Genomic DNA, 20,096 nt, shown 5'->3' on the forward strand with positions numbered 1-20,096 from the left:
AATTGTGAGGATGAAGCCGTGATCGACGACTGGCGCAGCATGAACCTGGCGAACTGGGAGGCGCGGGTACCGCTGCACACGGCGCCCGATGGATACGATCTGGCGGCCTTCGACGACCCCGAATACCTTTCGGCCGTAGTGCGTTACGACCTGCCGCGGCTCGGGCGGTTGGACGGCAGCGACGTGGTGCACCTGCAATGCCACATCGGTACCGACACGGTGTCGCTGGCCCGGCTTGGCGCTCGGTCGGTCACCGGCCTGGACTTCTCGCCGGCCGCACTCGACGCGGGCCGCGCCCTGAGCCGTCGGGCCGATGCGGACGTGCGCTTCGTCGAATCCGATGTGGACAGGGCGGTCCGCGCGCTCGGTGCGGCGTGCTGCGACGTGATCTATACCGGCATCGGCGCCCTGTGCTGGTTGCCCGACATCCGCCGGTGGGCGGCCGTCGTCGCCGACCTGCTGAGGCCGGGAGGCCGGCTGTTCATGCGTGAGGGCCACCCGGTGTTGTGGGCGATGTGCGACCCGCGGCCCGACGGACTGCTGGTTCTGGACTATCCGTACTTCGAGACGGCGGGAACGGTTTTCGTCGACCACGAGAGCTACGCGGGCTCGGGTGTCATCGCGGCGCCGGAGTCGGTCAACTTCAACCACGGTCTCGGGGAGATCTTCACCGCACTCACCGCGGCCGGACTCACCGTCACCGCGCTGGAGGAACACCGCGAGGTGCCATGGAACCCGTTGGGCGAGGCGATGATTCCCAGCCCTGATTTCGCGGAGGAGTACGTGCTCGCCCACGGGCGTGACCGGGTGCCGATGACCTACACCCTGCAAGCAGTGAAACGCTGACCTACTCCTGGAAGCGATAGCCCATCCCGGCTTCGGTCAGCAGGTGCTTGGGGTGCGACGGGTCGACCTCGAGCTTGCGACGTAGCTGCGCGAGATACACCCGTAGGTAGTGGGTCTCCTTGGCGTAGGCCGGCCCCCACACTTCCTTGAGCAGTTCCTCGCGGCCCACGAGCTTGCCGCGGTTGCGCACCAGCATCTCCAACATGCCCCACTCGGTGGGCGTCAGGTGCACCTCATTGCCGCTGCGCGTGACCCGCTTGGCCGCCAGATCGACCGTGAAAGAAGACGTCTCGACGACGGGCTCGTCGGTCTCGGACGCTGCCGCCCCACGGCGCACCGCGGCGCGGAGCCGGGCCAGGAACTCGTCCATGCCGAACGGTTTGGTGACGTAGTCGTCGGCGCCCGCGTCGAGGGCCTCGACCTTGTCCATCGAGTCGGTGCGCGCCGACAGCACGATGACGGGCGCGGTGAGCCAGCCGCGCAGCCCGGCCAGCACGTCGATGCCGGACATGTCGGGCAGGCCGAGGTCCAGGATCACGACGTCGGGTTTGTGCTCGGCGGCCGACTTCAGCGCCTCGGCGCCGGTGGCGGCGACAGAGACGTCGTAACCGCGCACCGACAGGTTGATGCGCAGGGCCCGCAGAATCTGTGGTTCGTCGTCGATGACCAGAACCCGTGTCACGCCCGATCCTTTCCGGCGGCTGCCAGGTCAACCACGACGGTCAGCCCACCGCCCGGGGTGTCGGTGGCAGAAATGGTGCCACCCATCGCTTCGACAAAACCGCGCGCCACCGAAAGGCCAAGTCCCACACCGGTGCTGTTGTCATGATCGCCGAGCCGCTGGAACGGCGCGAACAGCTCCTCCTCGGCGCCACGCGGAATGCCGGGCCCCTCGTCGACGATGGTGATGAGCACCCGCTCGCCGACCTGTCCGGCATTCACGCGCACCACACTGCCCGCCGAGTACCGCAGCGCGTTGTCGATGAGGTTGACCAGCACCCGCTCCAGCAGGCCCGCATCGGCGAGCGCGACGGCGTCGCCCACTTCGACCTTCACCCGGTCGAGCCCGCGGTTCGCGTAACCGGTTGCTCCACGGCTGATTCCGAGCAGCGCCCGCTGCACGACCTCTTCCATGTACACCCGCCGCAGCTCCGGTTTCACCACCCCGGCGGCCAGTCGCGACGAGTCGAGCAGATTGCCCACCAAGGCGGTCAGCTGGTCGACCGATTCCTCGACGGTGGCCAGCAGTTCGGCGGTGTCCTCGGGTGAGAACCCGACGTCCTCGCTGCGCAGGCTCGACACCGCCGCCTTGGCCGCGGCCAGCGGGGTGCGCAGATCGTGGCTGACGGCGCTCAGCAGGGAGCGGCGCAGCTCGTCGGCCTTGGCCAGCGCTTCGGCGCGGCCGGCTTCCTCGGCCAGGGCGCGCTGGCGCACCAGTCCCGCCGCCTGCCGCGCGACGGCGCCCAGCACCCGGCGGTCGCGGGCCTCGGTCTTGCGGCCCGCCATCAGCAGCCAGTATTCATCGTCGCTGACCTCGATGGCGGTGTCGGCGGAATCGACTGTCACACAGGGGTCTTTGCCGACGCAGGCGACGATGCCGTCCTCTTCGTGCAGCAGGCTGACGGCCCGCTGCGCATACGTCTCGCGGACGCGTTCGAGCAGCGTGGTCAGGTCGGCGCCGCGTAGCACGCTGCCGGCGAACAGGGCCAGCAGCTCGGCTTCCTGCGACGCGTGCCGGGCTTCCCGGGACCGTTTGGCGGCGCCGTCGACCAGCGCGGCGACAGCGACCGCGACGGCCAGCAGCACCACGATGGTCAGGGCGCTGTCGGGGTCGGCGATGGTGAAGCTGTACCGCGGCGCGACGAAGAAGTAGTTGAGCAGCAGGCCCGACAGTACGGCCGACAGGGCGGCCGGGGCGACGCCACCGAGCAGCGCGACAACCAGCACGCCGATGAAGAACACCGCGCTCTCGCCGCCGATGTGCAGGAACGGATCCAGCAGCGCGGTGACGGCGGTGATGACGGCGGGCACGACGATGGCGGCCAGCCACGACGCCAGGTGCCGCTGCCCGCGGGTCGCCGTCGACCACGACCAGCCCGGCTGGGACTGCTCATGGGTGACCATGTGCACGTCGATCTTGCCGGAGTTCTGGACGGTCTTGGCGCCGATGCCCTCGTCGAAGAGCCGGGCCCACCGCGACCGTCGCGACGTGCCCAGCACCAGCTGGGTCGCGTTCATCTCGCGCGCGAAATCCAGTAGGGCGCTGGGGACGTCACCGTCACTGCCGCCGACGACGGTGTGCAGCGTGGCGCCGAGGCTGGCCGTCAGCTCGCGCACTTTGCCCATCTGCGGGGCGGAGACGCCCGTCAGGCCGTCGCCGCGGACGACGTGCACCACCATCAGTTCGGCGCTGGATTTTGAGGCGATGCGCGACGCGCGTCGTACCAGTGTCTCGGATTCGGGGCCGCCGGTGACCGCGACGACGACGCGTTCGCGGGCCTCCCAGGTATCCGAAATGTTGTGCTCGGCGCGGTATTTCGCGAGCGCGGCGTCAACCTGGTCGGCCAGCCACAGCAGTGCCAGCTCGCGCAGGGCGGTGAGGTTGCCCTGCCGGAAGTAGTTGGACAGCGCCGCGTCGACGCGTTCCGGTGCGTACACGTTGCCGTGGGAGAGCCTGCGGCGCAGGGCTTCCGGTGTGATGTCGACCAGTTCGATCTGGGCGGCGCTGCGCACCACGGAGTCCGGCACCGTCTCCTGTTGCTCGATCCCGGTGATCTGGGCGACGACGTCGTTGAGGCTTTCCAGGTGCTGGACGTTGACAGTGGAGATGACGGTGATGCCGGCGTCGAGCAGCTCTTCGACGTCCTGCCAGCGTTTGGCGTTCTTGCTGCCAGGCGTATTGCTGTGCGCCAGTTCGTCGACCAGCACCACCTCGGGGTGGCGGGCCAGCACGGCGGGGACATCCAGCTCGGCGAACGTCCCGCCGCGGTAGTCGATGAACCGCGGCGGGATCCGTTCGATGCCCTCCATCGCCTCGGCCGTCTTCTTGCGGCCGTGCGTTTCCACCACAGCCGCGACGACGTCGGTGCCACGTTCGAGGCGACGATGCGCCTCGCCGAGCATCGAGAAGGTCTTGCCCACGCCGGGTGCCGCACCCAGGTAGATGCGTAGCTCGCCCCGCTTGTCCGGCGTTCCCATGTCTCCCATCATCCAATACGGGCTGGGTACTTCTGGTCCAACGCGAGATTCAGCTGCAGGACGTTGACCCGCGGCTCACCCATGAAGCCCAGGGCGCGGCCGGTGGTGTTGTCGCGCACCAGCGCCCGGACCTGGTCGGCGGAAAGGTGTCGCGCCTTCGCGACCCGGTCCACCTGCAGGTCGGCGTAGTCGGTCGAGATGTCGGGGTCCAGGCCACTGCCGCTGGCGGTGACGGCATCGGCCGGCACCTGCGGATCGGCCGGGGCCGCGCCGCGGATGGCGACGATCTGCCCGGCGGTGTAATCCGCGCCGTCCGTGGCGCATTCGACGCGCACGCCCTCGTACGTCGCCAGGAAGGGCACCTTGGTGGTGGCGCACGGCTGATTGACGCTGACCACCTTGGTGGGGTGGGAGACGTTGCCGGTGGCGTCCCGCGGGCCGATCACCGACAGCACCGCGCCCACGCCGTCGGCGGTGCAGAACGGGCGGGCGCCGGCCGCGTGATCCAAGCCCTCGGCGTCGGCGACGGCGTAGCTGCGGGTGCACACCTGGGTCAGCAGGCTCGGCTTGTTGGGCGCATCGACGATGCTCTCGGGGCCGAGATTGCCCGCGCCGCTGGCCATCGGGTCGTACCCGGTGCCGGCATTGGACGGCCGGCTCTGGAAATACTGCGGCAGCGCATTGCCTTTGGCATCGGTGAACAGCTGGCCGATCAGGGAGCTGCCGACGACCTTGCCATTGACTGTGACGAGCGAGCCGTCGGCATTGTCCTTGAGTCCGGGCAGCTGGGCGATGGCCCAGACGAGGACCGGGTAGGCCAGACCGGTGATGACGGTCAGGACGAGCAGTGCGCGCAGGGCGGCACTGTGTACGCGAATCAGGTTGCCGATGTTCATGATTAAGACATCCCCGGGATGAACTGGATGAGCAGGTCGATGAGTTTGATGCCGATGAACGGGGCGATGATGCCGCCCAGGCCATAGACGTAAAGGTTGCGGCTCAAGAGCTTTGACGCACTGCTGGGCGTGTACCTCACACCCCGCAGCGACAGCGGGATCAGCGCGATGATGACGAGGGCGTTGAAGATCACCGCCGACAGGATCGCCGACTGCGGGCTGTGCAGCCGCATGATGTTCAGCAGATCGAGTCCGGGGAACAGGGCCACGAACATCGCCGGGATGATCGCGAAGTACTTCGCGATGTCGTTGGCGATGGAGAACGTGGTCAAGGCGCCGCGGGTGATGAGCAGCTGCTTGCCGATCTCGACGATCTCGATGAGCTTGGTCGGGTCCGAGTCGAGGTCGACCATGTTGCCGGCCTCTTTGGCCGCCGAGGTGCCGGTGTTCATCGCGACGCCGACGTCGGCCTGGGCCAGCGCGGGGGCGTCGTTGGTGCCGTCACCGGTCATCGCGACGAGCTTGCCGCCGGCCTGCTCCTTTTTGATCAGTGCCAACTTGTCCTCGGGCGTGGCCTCGGCCAGGAAGTCGTCGACCCCGGCCTCGTCGGCAATCGCCTTGGCGGTCAACGGGTTGTCGCCGGTGATCATGACGGTGCGGATGCCCATCTTGCGCATCTCGTCGAACCGTTCGCGCATGCCCTGCTTGACGACGTCCTTGAGGTGGATGACGCCCAGCACTTCGGCTTTGTCGGCGAGGATCCGGCCCACCACCAGCGGGGTACCGCCGGCCGCGGAGATGCCGTCGACGATCTCGCCCAATTCGATGGGTACCGTGCCGCCGTGGCCGCGAATCCAGTCCGCGACGGAGTTGGCCGCGCCCTTGCGGAGCTTCTGGCCGTCGTGCAGATCGACGCCGGACATGCGGGTCAGTGCCGTGAACTCGACCCATGTGGCATCGGTCAGTTCGCCCGGGGTGCGCGCTCGCAAGCCGTGGGTCTCCTTGGCGTACACCACGATCGACCGGCCCTCAGGTGTCTCGTCGGCGAGGCTCGACAGCTGCGCCGCGTCGGCGAGCTGCTCGTCGGTGACGCCGGGCACCGGGATGAAGCCCGCGGCCTGCCGGTTGCCGAGCGTGATGGTGCCGGTCTTGTCGAGCAGCAGGGTGTTGACGTCACCGGCGGCTTCCACGGCCCGACCCGACATGGCGAGCACGTTGCGCTGCACCAGCCGGTCCATGCCGGCGATGCCGATCGCCGACAGCAGTGCGCCGATCGTGGTGGGTATCAAACAGACCAGCAGTGAGACCATCACGATGCCGGTGACGCCGAAGCTGTCGAGCGCCTCGGTGTCGGGCACGCCCGGGTTGTTGGCCTTCGAGTAGATGGCCAGCGGCTGCAGCGTCGCGACGGCGAACACGAAGATGATCGTCAGCGCGGCCAGCAGGATGTTGAGTGCGATCTCGTTGGGGGTCTTCTGGCGGTTGGCGCCCTCGACCAGAGCGATCATGCGGTCCACGAAGCTTTCGCCCGGCTTCTGGGTGATCTGCACGACGATGCGGTCGGACAGCACCGTGGTGCCGCCGGTGACCGCTGACCGGTCGCCACCGGACTCCCGGATGACGGGTGCCGATTCGCCGGTGATCGCCGACTCGTCCACGGAGGCAATGCCTTCCACGACGTCACCGTCACCGGGGATGACCTGACCGGCTTCGACGACGACGATGTCGCCCTGCTGCAGCAGGGGAGCGGCGACCTCCTCTTCGGTACCGGCACTGCCCGGCGCCCACCCGACCAGCTTGCGGGCCATGGTGTCGGACTTGGTTTTTCGCAGGCTGGCGGCCTGGGCCTTGCCGCGTCCCTCGGCGACTGCTTCGGCGAGGTTGGCGAAAACGACTGTCAGCCAGAGCCAGAACACGATCAGCCAGGCGAACCAGCTGGAGTTCAGCACGGCCAGGACCGTCGACCAGACGGCGCCGACCTCGACGATGAACATCACCGGGTTGCGCCACAGGGTGCGGGGGTCCAGCTTGCGCAGGGCGTCCGGCATGGACTTCCACAGCATCTTCGGGTCGAGCAGGCCGCCCTTTACAGCGGTATCGGACATCAGTGGATTCCTTCAGCAAGGGGGCCGAGCGCCAGCGCCGGCAGGAAGGTCAGGGCGACGAGGATCAGCGTCACGCCGGCGACCATGCCGACGAACTGCGGACGGTGCGTCGGCAGCGTGCCGATCGACGGGGGCGTGCTGCCCTGTTTGGCCAGTGAACCGGCGAGAGCGAGCACCAGGATCATCGGCAGGAAGCGGCCGATGAGCATCGCCAGGCCCAAAGCCGTGTTGTACCAGACGGTATTGACCGACAGACCCGCGAACGCCGAGCCGTTGTTGTTGGCCGCCGACGTGAAGGCGTACAGCACTTCGGACAGGCCGTGCGGGCCCGCGTTCAGCATCGCCGCGCGCTCACCCGGGAGTGCCATGGCAAAAGCGGTGCCGGTCAACACGATCAGCGGTGTGACAAGGAAATAGCTTGCGGCCAGCTTGATCTCTCGCGGGGTGATCTTCTTGCCCAGGTACTCCGGCGTGCGCCCAACCATCAGGCCGGCCACGAACACTGTGATCACCGCGAGGATCAGCATGCCGTACAGGCCGGAGCCGGTACCGCCTGGCGCGACCTCACCGAGCTGCATGTTGAACATCGTCATCAGGCCGCCGAGGGACGTGTACGAGTCGTGGAACGAGTTCACCGCACCGGTGGAGGTCAGCGTGGTGGCGGTGGCGAAGACCGCCGAATTGGCCACGCCGAAGCGCTGTTCCACGCCTTCCATCGACGCTCCGATGGCGGTGGGCACGGTGCCGTGGTGCTGGTTCTGGAACACCAGCATGAGGCTGCAACTGATGACGGCTAGCACGGACATCACGGCGACGATCGCGTATCCCTGCTTGCGGCTGTCGACCATCCGGCCGAACGTGCGCGGCAGCGAGAACGAGATCACCAGCAACAGAAAGATCTCCACCCAGTCGGTCCAGGCCGTCGGGTTCTCGAACGGGTGGGCCGAGTTGGCGTTGAAGAACCCGCCACCGTTGGTACCCAGCTCCTTGACCACCTCCTGGCTGGCCACCGGACCACCGGTGAGGGTCTGCTGCGCACCGGCCAAGGTGTTGGCGACCTGGTCGTGCAGGTGGAAGTTCTGGATGGCCCCGCCGGCGATGAGGATCAGCGCGGCAATGACGGCCAGCGGCAACAGGATTCGAATGGTGCCGCGCACCAGGTCGACCCAGAAGTTGCCCAGTTCGGTGGCGTGCCGGCGGGCGAACCCGCGCACGAGTGCGACCGCGACGGCCATGCCGACCGCAGCCGACACGAAGTTCTGCACCGACAGACCGGCCATCTGCACCAGGTGGCCCTGGGTGGTCTCACCCGAGTAGGCCTGCCAGTTGGTGTTGGTGACGAAGCTGACGGCGGTGTTCCACGCCAGGTCGGCCGTCATCGGGGTGGCCGGATCGTGCAGGTGCAGCGGCAGTACACCCTGCACCAGCTGGAAGGAGAAGAGGAACAGCAGTGAGACGGCCGAGAACGCGAGCGCGCTACGGGCGTACGCGCCCCAGTTCTGCTCGGCCTCCGGGTCGGCGCCGATCACCTTGTAAATGAGACGTTCTGCACGCGAGTGCTTTTCGGACGTGTACACGCGGAACATGTAGTCGCCCAACGGCACATGGACGGCGGCGAGCGCAACGATCAACGAGAGCAGGAACGCGATTCCCGCGGCGGTGGGGCTCACTAGAACCGCTCCGGAAACAGCAGTGCGGCGACCAGGAACAGTGCGATGACCAGACACAGCACCAGGCCGATGGCGTTGGCGTAGTTCACAGGCGTTCCACCGCCTTCTGGATTACGCCGAGCAGGGCGAAGATCGCCACTGTCAGCACCACGAACACCACTACAGACATGGGTTCTCCCACACGTAAACGGGTCGCCGGCCCTCGGCGACCTCGCCAGCATCGACCCGTGGGAGAGGGCTTCCGGCGATCTTGACGCCTTCTTTACGGCCTGCCCGGCTTCCTTTACGGAATTCCGCTTCGGTCGCCGGCGCCAGGATGCGCGCGGCGCGACAAACGCCTGGTCATGTGATGTTTTGCACAACGCGAGCAGGCGGTGCCAGGGCATTTACGGGCAGCCCGGCCGGTGGGAGTCGAAAGCAGTTGATGTCGCGTGAGCGCACAACCGGCTAACGTGCCATGCGTGTGGGGCCGATCACCCCTCGAACCTCGGGAGGCATGTGGTGTTGGACGTCGTCGGTGGAGTGCAGCAGAAGCTGGGCCGCATAGCGGAATCCGCAACCGCGGTACGCAGGCTGTTCGAGACCGGCTTCCTGGACCTCGCCAACCCCGGGGCCATGATCGAGACCGCGAAGAATGCGCCGATATTCGGACCGCAGGCGACCATGGCCATCCAGGGTGGACGTAAGTACGCGGGTCTGCCGGCATTGGTGGATGAACGCGGCACGTTGACCTACCGGCAGGTGAACGACCAGTCCTGGGCGCTCGCGCGCGGCCTGCAGAGCCTGGGCGTCACCGAAGGCTCCGTGGTCGGCCTGCTGTGCCGCGACCATCGTGGCCTGATCCTGGCCATGGTGGCGTGCGGCAAGCTCGGGGCCCGGCTGGTGCTGATGAACACGGGCTTCGCCAAGCCGCAGTTCGCCCAGGTCTGTGAGCGTGAGGGCGTCAAGGTGGTCCTGCATGACAGCGAGTTCCTCGGGCTGCTCGACGCGCTGCCGGCGGACATGCCACGCGTGTTGACCTGGGTGGACGAGGGCCATGACGTGCCCGAGTCGGCGCAGACCCTCGACGCGATCGTCGCGGCCAACTCCACCGAACCGCTGTCCCCGCCGAGCAAGGCGGGTGGCTCCGTCATCCTCACGAGCGGGACGACGGGCCTGCCGAAGGGTGCGCCGCGAAGCTCGGTGTCGCCGTTGGCGACGGCACAGATCATCGACCGAATTCCGTTCCCGCGCAAGGGAACCATGGTGATCGTCTCGCCGATCTTCCACAGCACCGGGTGGGCCACCTACACCGTCGGCGCGGCGTTGGGCAACAAGGTGGTGACCGCCCGGCGGTTCAATGCCGAGCGGACCCTGCAGCTCATCGCCGAGCACAAGGCCGACATGCTCGTCGCGGTGCCCACGATGCTGCACCGGATCGTCGAACTGGGGCCCGAGGTCATCGGCAAGTACGACACCTCGTCGCTGAAAACGATCCTGATCGCCGGGTCGGCGTTGAGTCCGGAACTGTCCAACCGGGTGCAGGACACCTTCGGTGATGTGCTCCATAACCTGTACGGCTCAACAGAATGCGCCATCGCGAGCGTCGCCACCCCGGCCGAACTGCGGCTCGCGCCGGGCACCGCAGGGCGAGCGCCGGTGACGTGTGAGGTGGTGCTGTACGACGAAAACGACAAGCGCATCACCGGCAACAACAAGCGCGGCCGCATCTTCGTCCGCAATGGCGCCCCATTTGCCGGATACACCGATGGCCGGTCAAAGCAGATCATCGACGGTTACATGTCCAGCGGCGACATGGGGCACTTCGACGACCACGGGCTGTTGTTCGTCGACGGCCGTGATGACGACATGATCGTTTCCGGCGGCGAGAACGTGTTCCCGCAGGAAGTCGAGGAACTGCTGGCCGAGCGCGACGACATCTTCGACGCGGCCGTCGTCGGGGTCGACGACGTCGAGTGGGGAAAGCGGTTGCGGGCCTTCATCGTTTCAAAACCGGGCGCTGCGCAGGACGCCGACGAGATCAAGGCGTTCGTCAAGAACAACCTGGCTCGGCACAAGGTGCCGCGCGACGTGGTGTTCATCGACGAACTGCCACGCAACACCACCGGCAAGCTGCTGCGCCGCGTGCTGATCGAGATGGACGTCTAGGGCAGCAATGCCAACCGAACTCAGTGCCGAGCAGGCTGCTGCCCGGCTGGGGCCTGTGGACACCCTGGGCATCACGCTCGGCCCGGGCCAGCCTCCGGCGATACTGAGGGCGCTCGGTGCACGGCAGGACTGGTCGAATCTGCGGGTGTTCGGGGCGCTGCTGGCCGTTGGTACCGAACTGTTTTCGCGGCCGGGCGTGCACTACGTCTCCGGCTTCTACGGGCCGATCGAGCGGGCGCTGCGGGACATGGGCGCCGACATCGAGTTCGCCGCCGCGGACTTCCGCCGGTTCGCGCCACTGCTGGAACGGCAGGCGCCACGGGTGATGACGACCGTCGCCACACCGCCCGATGCCGACGGCTGGTGCTCGTTGTCGCTGCATGCCGGCGGGACGGTCGGCGAGTTGCGCCGGGCCGGGGCGGACCCGCAGCGCCTCCTCATCGTCGAGGTATCCGACTCCTACCCAAGGACTTTCGGGTACGGCTCGCGGCGGCACGCCCTGCACATCGACGAGATCGACATCCTCGTGCGCTCGACCGACGCACCGCTGGCCCTGCCCGGCGGCGACGTGCCGCCGACCGAGGTCGAGCGGTCGATCGCGCGGCACGCCGTCGGCTTCATCGGTTCCGGGGCGACGCTGCAGACCGGAATCGGCGCAATTCCCAACCAGATTGCCACCTTGCTGGCCGAGGGCGACGGCACCGGGTACGGCCTGCACACCGAGATGTTCACCGACGGCTGCATGCACCTGCACCGCGCGGGCAAGATCACCAACACCGGCAAGGGCCAGTACGACGGCGTCAGCGTCACGACGTTCGCGTTCGGGTCCCAGGAGCTCTATTCGTGGCTCGACGGCAACCGCGACGTCGCGTTCCTGCCCGTCGACATTGTCAACTCGCCCGAGGTGATCGCCGCGAACACGGACATGATCTCCATCAATGGCGCACTCGCAGTGGACATTCAGGGACAGGTGATCGCCGACACCATCGACGGGGGACAGTTCAGCGGGATCGGCGGCGCCGAGGACTTCGTGGCCGGGGCCGGGCTGGAACTGTCGGACCGCTCGCTCATCTGTCTGCCGTCGACTTTCGTGAAAGACGGCGAATTGCGGTCGCGCATCGTGCCGTGGTTCGGACCCGGAGCCGTGATCACCACGCCGCGGCAGCAGGTCGACGTCATCGTCACCGAATACGGTGCCGCGGAGCTGGAAGGCAAGACCGTCCGGGAGCGCGGTGAGGCACTGGCCGCGATCGCCCACCCGCAGTTCCGTGACGCCCTGCTGGCGGCAGCACTGCGCGCCGCGAAGGGACGTTCGCCGGTCGGCTAGTCCCGGCTCGCGTTCGGCGGTGTGCCCGCGCAGGCACGCGATCCGTGATTCACTGCCGCCATGACGAGCGACCAGCCGTGGTGGATCTCCGCGCCCGTTGCTGAGCTCGCGGCCGCCATCCTGCCGATGTTCGGGCAGTCGTCGTTCGACAGCGAGCGGGCGGCGATGGCGGACGTCGTGTCATGGCTGCGGACCGGCGCCCGCGCTCCCCGTAGCGCGTTCTCCGCGGGCGTCTCCACGCGCGGTGACGTCTTCCAGAATCCCGACCTGCGGGCCGTCGCGGAGGCCATGCAGTTGCTCGAACGCTCGGGTCTGATGCTTCGGGTCCTGGTCCCGTCGAGCCATTCCAGCTTCGACGTCGGTTTGACGCGCCTCGGGTGGCACGCCGTCCAGACCGGCACGGTCCGGCAGCATCTCGGTTTGGGAGACCGCTAGCCGAACGTGGACTCGATGGTCACGATTGACGATCTTCTTCACGCTCGGCGGTGGAGCGACCCTTGACAATCATGTGGGACCGGAGGTCCCATATAACTGGTCGGGCAACGGTGCTCGCGTGGGAGGTTGATGTCATGGCAGCTACGAAGATGATCGGCCGGTGGCGCGCCGGTATGGACGTACGTGATGACGTCGACTACTGCGCGAACCTGGAGACGCTGTCGGCCGGTTCTGTGCGCCGCAACTTCAATCCCTATCTGGACGTTTCGTGGGATTCGCCCGAGTTCCGGGTGACCGAGAACGATCCGCGCTGGGTGCTGGCCAAGAGCGACCCCATCGGTATGAGCGCGTGGTATCAGGCGCAGCCGCTGGACAAGCAGATCGCGATCGGCATGTGGCGCCAGGCCAACGTCGCCAAGGCCGGCCAGCAGTTCGAGAGCATGCTGATCCGCGGGCTCCTCAGCTACACGTTCTGGGTGCCCAACGGCAGCCCCGAGTACCGCTACTGCCTGCATGAAGCGATCGAAGAGGGCAACCACACCCTGATGTTCCAGGAGATGGTGAATCACGTCGGCGTGGACGTCCCGGGCCTGCCGCGCTGGGTCAAATGGATCAACTGGCTCTTCCCGCTGTTCGCCAGCCCGATGCCGGCGTTCTTCTTCATGATGGTGCTGTGCGGCGAGGAGCCCATCGACCACATGCAGAAATCCATTCTGCGCGAAGGCAGTTCGATACACCCGATCATGGAGCGCGTCATGGCGATCCACGTCGCCGAGGAAGCGCGGCACATCTCGTTCGCCCACGAGTTCCTGCGCCGGCGGATCCCGGAGATGCGGCCGTTCAACCGCTTTGTGCTGTCGCTGTTCTATCCGCTGGGCTTCCGGGTCGCGGCCTCACTCATCGCCAAACCGCCCCGCGTCTTCTGGCGTGAATTCGACATCCCCAAGTCTGTGAAGAAGGAAATCTTCTGGCGGGCGCCCGAATCCAGGACGATGCTGCGCGAGTTCTACGGTGACGTGCGCATGCTCGCCGAGGACACCGGTCTGATGAACCCGGTCGCCAAGGTGCTGTGGCGGATGTTCCGGATCGACGGTCCGTCCTCGCGCTACCGCAGCGAGCCGGTGCGCCAGGCCGTCGTCCCTGTGGCCTGACCGAGGCTGTCGCCGTTCGGCGCTGACACAATGTCGCTCTGAGAGCGTCGCTGAGCCTATATATGCTCAGCGACGCTCTCAGGCGGACGTTGTGTCGCCAAAATCTTTTTCTCGAGCCGTGTCGAAATCCGCCCCGCCCGTTCGACGTGTGTGTGAAGGATTGACACAACGACGAAAGGTCAGGCAATGCGCTACATGGGTTTGGTCATCATGGATCCCAACCAGGGTCCGCCGCCGCAGGCACTGATGGATGCGATGGAGGTCTACGTCGGCAAGAACGCCGCGGACGGTATCTACCTCGACGGCGGCGGTCTGGGGCAGGGTGAGAACCGCATCGGCTACCAGGTCCGTTCCGGCCAGCTGAGCACCACTGATGGGCCGTTCACGGAGGGCAAGGAGATCATCGGCGGGTTCGCCATGCTGGAGTACCGCAACCACGCCGAGACCGTCGAGGGGGCCCGTTCCTTCACTGAACTGCACCGGGAGCACTGGCCCGAGTGGGAAGGGCGGGTCGAGATGCATCTGATCGAGGGCGCCCCCGACCAGGAACCGGGTGCTTGTCCCCGGTAGCCACAGCCGAGGCAGTGACCGCCGCCTGGCGCGCCGAATCGGCGCGCCTCGTGGCGGCGCTGGCCCGCATGACCCGCGACATCGAACTCGCGGAGGACGCCGCGCAGGACGCGCTCGTCGCGGCGCTGGAGGAATGGCCCGCGAGTGGAATTCCCACCAACCCCGCCGCATGGCTCATGACGGCGGCGAAGCGCCGCGCGATCGACCACATCCGTCGCGCGGAGACGCTGCGCCGCAAGACCGAGGAGATCGGACACCGCCTGGAGGAGGTCGACATGCCCGATTTCGCAGGGCAGGCCGACTTCATCGAGGACGACGTGCTCCGGCTGATGTTCCTGACGTGTCACCCGAGCCTGGCCCCGACGTCGCGTGCGGCATTGACGCTGCGGCTGGTGGCGGGGCTCAGTACCGCCGAGATCGCGCGTGCCTTCCTGGTGCCGGAACCGACGATGGCACAACGGATCAGCCGCGCGAAGAAGACCCTCATCGGTGCGGACATGGAGCTGCCGGTGGGGGCCGAGCGCGTCGCCCGTCTCGATGACGTGCTGGCCGCCATCTACCTCACCTTCAATGAGGGGTATGTGGCGACGTCCGGCGCTGACTGGACGCGCCCTGACCTCTGTTTCGAAGCCATCCGGCTGGCGCGCATGGTGGCCGCCATGGTGCCGGACATTCCGGATTCGCTTGGGCTGCAAGCGCTTCTCGAACTTCAGGCGTCGCGGATTCCCGCTCGCGTGGACCGTGACGGTGCGCCGGTGCTGCTGGACGATCAGGACCGGGCCCGGTGGGACCACCTGCTGCGCCGCCGTGGGTTGCAGGTGTTGGCCCGCGCCGAGCGGCTCGCCGAGGCTGGTGCGCCCGTCGGGACCTACTTCTTGCAAGCGGCCATCGCTGCGTGCCATGCGCGCGCGATCAGGGTCGAGGACACCGATTGGCAGCGGATCGCGGACCTGTACGACGTGCTGGCGGTCGCCGCGCCAGGCCCCGTCGTGGAGGTGAACCGCGCGGTGGCACATGGGCGTGCCTACGGGGCAGCAGCGGGGCTGGCGGTGCTCGACGCGCTCGGGCCCGATCCGCTGCCCCGATCACCGCTGCCGCATGCGGTGCGCGGAGATCTGTTGGAGCGCTTGGACCGAACCGCGGAGGCGTCGGCAGCGTTCACGCGTGCCGCCGAACTGAGCACCAACGAGGCGGAACGGTCGCTGCTGCTCCGTCGGGCCGAATAGCTGGGACGTGCACGGCGGTCAGGCCGAACAACTACACGTCAGGGCCGGTGGCGCGAGGCGGCGCGGCCTGCTTGCCCCAGAGCGTAATGATTGACCAGCGCGAGACATTGGGTCAGGATTGCCTCAAGCGACACAGCCTGATGTGATCGCGTGCTTCGATGCGGGGCGGGGGTGAGCAAGCCATCTCTGAACTCCTCATGGACCTTCGCCAGGCGATCGACCGCGACGAACTGTCGCTGGTCTATCAACCCAAATTCAACGCGCGCACGGCCGCCGTGGTCGGCGTCGAGGCGTTGTTGCGGTGGCGCCATCTGGACCGCGGTCTACTGCGGCCCGCCGATTTCCTGCCGTTGGTGCGTGAGCACGGCCTCATGGAACAAGCCACGGGTCTGGTGGTGAACATGGCACTCGACGATGCGCTGCGATGGTATGCCGCCGGGGCGGAAGTGCCTGTGGCCGTTAACCTTTTCGCTCCGTTGCTAAGCGATCTGAACCTGCCCGACCACCTGTGTCAGGCGCTGAACGACCGCGGTTTGCCGCCGTCGGCGCTCTCGGTCGAGATCACCGAAGACCTGTTCGTCGACAATATGGAAGACACCCGGACGGTGCTGACGGGCCTGCTCGACCGCGGCATCAGCATCGCCCTCGACGATTTCGGCACCGGGTACTCCGCGCTCACCTATCTCTCCGACCTGCCGATCGACGAGATCAAGCTGGACCACGACTTCATCGCCCGGGTCACCGTCGATGAGCGCGCCGCACTGGTGGTGCGCACCATCATCGACCTTGCGCACAAGCTCGGGTTCGGGATCGTCGCGGAGGGCATCGAGAGCGCCGAATCAGCCGCACAGTTACGGGATTTCGGGTGCGATGTGCTGCAGGGGTTCTTCCTCAGCCCGCCCCTTCAGGCGTCCGAAGTCCTCGGTGTGGTCAGTGCCGGCGCTCGGGCCACGTTCTGAGTTGCACATTCTGGTGCTCTCGACTTGACGTGGGAGCGATTTCAACGGACAGTTGATTTGTTACTCAATCTGGTAACGGTCAGTTGAGTGATGCGCAGCGTCGCGCGCGGTTACGTCCGGCAGTGCTCACTGTGTTGGGAAGGCGCCCTCACTCATGTCCACGCTCACATCCACAGCCGTTCCCGTCGAAATGACGGCCACCGAAACAGGTTTCCTGCGGCGCAATGGTCCCGATGGTGCCCGAGTTGCGTATCAGACCTGGGGTCGGCGACGTCCGGGTGCGGTATGCGGCGATGTGCTGCTCGTACACGGGTCGTTGCAGTCGTCGAAAGTGTGGTCCAAGCACGGCTACGTGGCGCAATTGGCGCAGCGCTACCGGGTCATCACCATCGATGTGCGTGGCCATGGGCGCAGCGATAAGCCCGAGCATGCCGCCGGGTATGACATTCAGGCGTCGGTGCGTGACGTGTGCGCGCTGCTCGACCACCTCGGGATCGCCCAGACGCATTACCTGGGGTACTCGCTGGGAGGTCGCATCGGCTTGACCCTGGCGGCGGTCGCGCCGGAACGGCTCGCGTCCCTGGTGGTCGCCGGCTCGTCGTCCCGGCCGCAACGCGGTGCGGTCAACGTGGTGATGTTCCCCGATGCCATTGCGGTGACGGAGAAGTGGGGCGTCGAAGGATTCGTGCACGGCTGGCAGGAACATCGGGGCACGACGATGGGCACGGGATTTCGCGCCACGGTCGACGCCCTCGGCGCCCGAGGTCTGGTCGCCTTGATGCGGCAGTGGGATGCCGAACCCGGTGTCGCCGAGGATGTGCTGGCGCAGGTCCAGACGCCTTCGCTCTTCTTCGCCGGTTCCCGAGACATGTTGCGGTTGGCTGATTCCCGTCATGCGGCGGCAGTGATGCCACGCGCGTATTTCGCGCTGCTCGAGGGCGCCGACCACGGTCAGACCATCGCGATGCGTGACCGCATTCTGGACCGCGCCGAGGCATTCTTCCGGTTGGCGGAGTTCCCGGACATCCAGAAGCTCAGTGCCGTTGGATAAAACAGCGCCGTCGGTTGATTCACCGCCGCGAGATCGCCGGTGTCCTCAGCTCGCGGGACACCTCGAGGAGCCAGCTGAGTTCGTTGGTCTGCTCGGTTCCCCACGGTTCGCCGGCGATCTGGCCGTGCGAATCGCCGGCCGGAAGTTGCCGGGCGCGCTGATGCTGAATGGCACTGCGGATTTGTTGCGCCGCTGAGGTTTTTGCCGCGTCATCGCATACATAGGGGCGGATGGCGCTGAGCCCGTCGCGGATCTCGACGATGCGGCGGTACAGCCGATAGTCGTGGTCGCCGATCGGGGCCCGGGGCGGCGCGAGAGCGATGTGCGAATTGCCTTCGTAGAGTGCGGTCCACAGCGGCTCGAGTTGCCGGTGCCACCGGTAGATCTGTGCGCGGCGGACTGCTGCGCGGGCGAGCTGGGAAAAGGACGGTCCCGCAAGACCTATGACGATCAATACCTGACCCACCGCGGCGACGAATGGCGCCAGGTGCTGCCAGGACATGCTGCGGTTGGTGAGCAGACCGTAGATGGCCGAGTCCGCGCGCAGTAGACAGAAGACCAGGCACAGCGCGGCTCCAGCGGCAGTGAGCAGCAGACTGCGCCGCAGCCAGGCCACCTCGTGGTAGCGGGCGTACTGCAGGCAGCGCACGATAATGAGCACTGCGCCAAGGGCATACGTGCCCAGGTACAGCAGCATGTAGGTGACCCAGACGGGCTCGCCCCCGTGCGCGGCGTAGAAATCCACGGGGAGTTCGGCCTCCGGCGCGGCGATCCAGCAGACGATCAACGCGACGGCGGCCAGGCAGGCCAGAACGATCCACAAGCGCAATTGGCGATACGCGCGTCGGCCGGACTCGCCCCAGAAGGTGATGACGGCGAGAACGCACGCGGTCCAGGCCATGCCCCCGGTCAGGCTCAGGATGAGCCGGCAGATATTGTGCACGCCGATCGCGCGGTCCAGCCATGCCGATACGCTCGGAATGGACAGCGTGACCGCAATTCCTTTGAACAGGAACGACATCAGCAGCGCGATCGACGCGGGCGGCCGCACGGGGGACCGGCCGATGGCCAGGGCCACCACGATGACGGCGCCCCACATGAACGCTGCGGAGACCGCATAACTGAAGGCCGTGTTCTCGAGCATCTGGGCCACCGAAGACATCACGGGGTCGCCGAATTGCCCTCGAGTCTCAGCGACGCGAGTACGCGACCCAAGTTGGCGTTTGATAGCGAGACGGTTTGCGGCGCACCGCGTCTGACCCGTTGCCCCATGATGGAGGCGAGTGTTTCGGCCTCGATCTCCTGGCGGTCCATGTAGTTCTCCCGGCGCAGCACTTCGGCCGGGCCGGTTTGGCCGGCGGCCGAGTGGCCGCACAGCACGTGGCTGAGCTCGTGCAGGATGATGTGCTCGCGGTGCATCGTGGTGGTCTCGCTGTCGAAGACCACGTAGTCGGTGGGACCCGTCCGCACCAACATGCCGTGCACACCGCTTCCCGACAAGCGATACGGCAGCAGCTGGATGTCACGCCCGCTGATCATGCTGGCGATCGCGCGGATGTCATCGACCGTGGTGAGCTTGTCCAGCCCCAAATCCACCAGCTTGCGTGTGCAGTCACGGTGAATCGCCTTGAGCGCGCGCGTCGATCGCAGAACTGATGCTGCGTCACACGACGCGTCCATGACTACCGTTCGGCTTTCGCGGGGGCGATGGTCGGCAGGCCTTGCAGCGCGCGCACGTGATCCAGCACGGCGGCAACGGTTTCCAGGCTCTCCTTGTTGAGGCCGATGGCACGCAACGCAATCAGTTCGACGTCGTCGCGGACGGATTCATCGAGTGCGCCGAGCCGCTCGTCGAGTGAATGCGACCGCGCCGGATCGGTGATGGTCGACAACGGCACCTGAAAGAAGTCGGCCAGCGCACCGAGCAGGTCGATGCCCGGGCGCGCCCGCTTGCCGGTCCGCAGCGCGGAGAGATAAGCCCCGCCGACCTTGATATCGGGATGGGCCTGCTTGAGGGCGGTCGCGACTTCCTCGTTGGTCCACATCCGGCCGTCGGGACGCCGATGGGCGTCGAAGAGCGCGTTGATCCGCTCAGCCAGGCTGTCACCGGCGTCGTGTGCATCGGGCTGCCTGTTGGGTGTGGTCGGCGAAGTCGCCATCTCCCCAGTGAAGCATCGATACTCGATCGTCTCAACTCGTAGACGAGTGTTCTTGTGTAATTCAACTTGTGGTTGATCTCGCGATCTCGGCCGGACCGCTGCGTACGGTCGGACTGGCAGGCGCTACCGTCATGGCGGCGCCGGTTGAGTCGGTGCCCGCCCCCATAGCCCAATTGGCAGAGGCAGCGGACTTAAAATCCGCCAAGTGTCGGTTCGAGTCCGACTGGGGGCACTCACACATTGCCTGCCCTGGATGCGGCACCTCACCTCCCCGAGCGGCCTACCTCAGAAGCGAGTAGCGCGGTACTCGTGATGGTCGCGCGCCGTCGCGTGATGCTTCCTCGTGAGAGGAGGT

The 20,096-nt window shown here is 66.8% G+C and carries 19 protein-coding genes and 1 tRNA gene; 10 read left to right on the top strand and 10 right to left on the bottom strand.

All coding sequences use genetic code 11. The features are described 5' to 3' along the window. Positions 1-18: 18 nt before the first annotated feature. A complete protein-coding gene (locus H289_RS0102205) occupies positions 19-846 on the top strand; it encodes a class I SAM-dependent methyltransferase (RefSeq protein ID WP_020099120.1) in 828 nt (275 codons plus the stop codon). Between the two features lies 1 nt (position 847). On the opposite strand, the gene H289_RS0102210 is transcribed toward H289_RS0102205, so the two are convergent. Genes H289_RS0102210 through H289_RS33570 form a run of 7 tightly spaced genes read right to left on the bottom strand, consistent with a single transcriptional unit; the run spans position 848 to position 8,896 of the window. Next, complete coding sequence (locus H289_RS0102210; RefSeq protein WP_020099121.1) at positions 848-1,528, bottom strand: response regulator; 681 nt, start codon at positions 1,526-1,528, stop codon at positions 848-850. Beyond that, positions 1,525-4,053 carry a DUF4118 domain-containing protein gene (locus tag H289_RS0102215; RefSeq protein ID WP_020099122.1) on the bottom strand — a complete coding sequence of 843 codons (2,529 nt, stop codon included), beginning with the start codon at positions 4,051-4,053 and terminating at the stop codon, positions 1,525-1,527. The genes H289_RS0102210 and H289_RS0102215 overlap by 4 nt, the downstream gene beginning before the upstream one ends. Further along, positions 4,053-4,940 (bottom strand): potassium-transporting ATPase subunit C, encoded by an 888-nt coding sequence (locus tag H289_RS0102220; RefSeq protein WP_020099123.1) that lies wholly within the window; start codon positions 4,938-4,940, stop codon positions 4,053-4,055. The genes H289_RS0102215 and H289_RS0102220 overlap by 1 nt, the downstream gene beginning before the upstream one ends. A 2-nt stretch (positions 4,941-4,942) precedes the next feature. Next, the gene (gene kdpB / locus H289_RS0102225; protein ID WP_020099124.1) at positions 4,943-7,045 is read right to left on the bottom strand and encodes a potassium-transporting ATPase subunit KdpB; all 2,103 of its coding nucleotides are present in this window, start codon (positions 7,043-7,045) and stop codon (positions 4,943-4,945) included. Continuing rightward, positions 7,045-8,715, bottom strand: coding sequence for a potassium-transporting ATPase subunit KdpA (gene kdpA / locus H289_RS0102230; RefSeq protein WP_020099125.1), 1,671 nt, complete (start codon positions 8,713-8,715; stop codon positions 7,045-7,047). The genes kdpB and kdpA overlap by 1 nt, the downstream gene beginning before the upstream one ends. Then, the gene (locus H289_RS33565; RefSeq protein ID WP_020099126.1) at positions 8,715-8,804 is read right to left on the bottom strand and encodes a K+-transporting ATPase subunit F; all 90 of its coding nucleotides are present in this window, start codon (positions 8,802-8,804) and stop codon (positions 8,715-8,717) included. The genes kdpA and H289_RS33565 overlap by 1 nt, the downstream gene beginning before the upstream one ends. Further along, positions 8,801-8,896 (bottom strand): potassium-transporting ATPase, encoded by a 96-nt coding sequence (locus tag H289_RS33570; protein WP_220098076.1) that lies wholly within the window; start codon positions 8,894-8,896, stop codon positions 8,801-8,803. Before H289_RS33570 ends, H289_RS33565 begins: the two co-directional genes overlap by 4 nt. 320 nt (positions 8,897-9,216) lie before the next feature. Here H289_RS33570 and H289_RS0102245 point away from each other — a divergent pair, with 320 nt between their 5' ends. The 8 genes from H289_RS0102245 to H289_RS0102280 all read left to right on the top strand — a co-directional run bounded on the left by H289_RS0102245 (position 9,217) and on the right by H289_RS0102280 (position 17,582). Beyond that, the gene (locus tag H289_RS0102245) at positions 9,217-10,863 is read left to right on the top strand and encodes an acyl-CoA synthetase (protein WP_029104696.1); all 1,647 of its coding nucleotides are present in this window, start codon (positions 9,217-9,219) and stop codon (positions 10,861-10,863) included. Positions 10,864-10,870: 7 nt separating this feature from the next. Further along, positions 10,871-12,190: an acetyl-CoA hydrolase/transferase family protein gene (locus tag H289_RS0102250; protein ID WP_020099129.1), complete on the top strand. Its 1,320-nt coding sequence runs from the start codon at positions 10,871-10,873 to the stop codon at positions 12,188-12,190. Between the two features lie 60 nt (positions 12,191-12,250). Further along, a complete protein-coding gene (locus H289_RS0102255) occupies positions 12,251-12,625 on the top strand; it encodes a hypothetical protein (RefSeq protein ID WP_020099130.1) in 375 nt (124 codons plus the stop codon). A 134-nt stretch (positions 12,626-12,759) separates the two neighbouring features. Beyond that, positions 12,760-13,776 (top strand): AurF N-oxygenase family protein, encoded by a 1,017-nt coding sequence (locus H289_RS0102260; RefSeq protein WP_029104697.1) that lies wholly within the window; start codon positions 12,760-12,762, stop codon positions 13,774-13,776. Between the two features lie 186 nt (positions 13,777-13,962). Then, entirely contained in the window at positions 13,963-14,346 is a 384-nt protein-coding gene (locus H289_RS29510) for a YciI family protein (protein WP_020099132.1), read from the top strand. A gap of 14 nt (positions 14,347-14,360) precedes the next feature. Beyond that, the gene (locus H289_RS0102270; protein WP_020099133.1) at positions 14,361-15,572 is read left to right on the top strand and encodes an RNA polymerase sigma factor; all 1,212 of its coding nucleotides are present in this window, start codon (positions 14,361-14,363) and stop codon (positions 15,570-15,572) included. A gap of 197 nt (positions 15,573-15,769) precedes the next feature. Continuing rightward, the gene (locus tag H289_RS0102275; protein ID WP_020099134.1) at positions 15,770-16,531 is read left to right on the top strand and encodes an EAL domain-containing protein; all 762 of its coding nucleotides are present in this window, start codon (positions 15,770-15,772) and stop codon (positions 16,529-16,531) included. 154 nt (positions 16,532-16,685) lie between these two features. Next, complete coding sequence (locus tag H289_RS0102280) at positions 16,686-17,582, top strand: alpha/beta fold hydrolase (RefSeq protein WP_029104699.1); 897 nt, start codon at positions 16,686-16,688, stop codon at positions 17,580-17,582. A 19-nt stretch (positions 17,583-17,601) separates the two neighbouring features. On the opposite strand, the gene H289_RS0102285 is transcribed toward H289_RS0102280, so the two are convergent. From H289_RS0102285 to H289_RS0102295, 3 genes are read right to left on the bottom strand one after another with little or no spacing between them, the layout of a single operon-like run. Continuing rightward, entirely contained in the window at positions 17,602-18,735 is a 1,134-nt protein-coding gene (locus H289_RS0102285) for an MAB_1171c family putative transporter (protein ID WP_155944007.1), read from the bottom strand. A gap of 8 nt (positions 18,736-18,743) precedes the next feature. Beyond that, complete coding sequence (locus H289_RS0102290; RefSeq protein WP_020099137.1) at positions 18,744-19,262, bottom strand: hypothetical protein; 519 nt, start codon at positions 19,260-19,262, stop codon at positions 18,744-18,746. Positions 19,263-19,264: 2 nt separating this feature from the next. Next, on the bottom strand, positions 19,265-19,741 hold the full coding sequence (locus H289_RS0102295; protein WP_020099138.1) for a hypothetical protein: 477 nt from the start codon (positions 19,739-19,741) through the stop codon (positions 19,265-19,267). A 158-nt stretch (positions 19,742-19,899) separates the two neighbouring features. Here H289_RS0102295 and H289_RS0102300 point away from each other — a divergent pair. Continuing rightward, a tRNA-Leu gene (locus tag H289_RS0102300) sits at positions 19,900-19,973 on the top strand. Positions 19,974-20,096: the final 123 nt, after the last annotated feature.

Origin of the sequence: Mycobacterium sp. 360MFTsu5.1 (assembly GCF_000383495.1) — a bacterium.
GTDB lineage: Bacteria > Actinomycetota > Actinomycetes > Mycobacteriales > Mycobacteriaceae > Mycobacterium > Mycobacterium mucogenicum_B.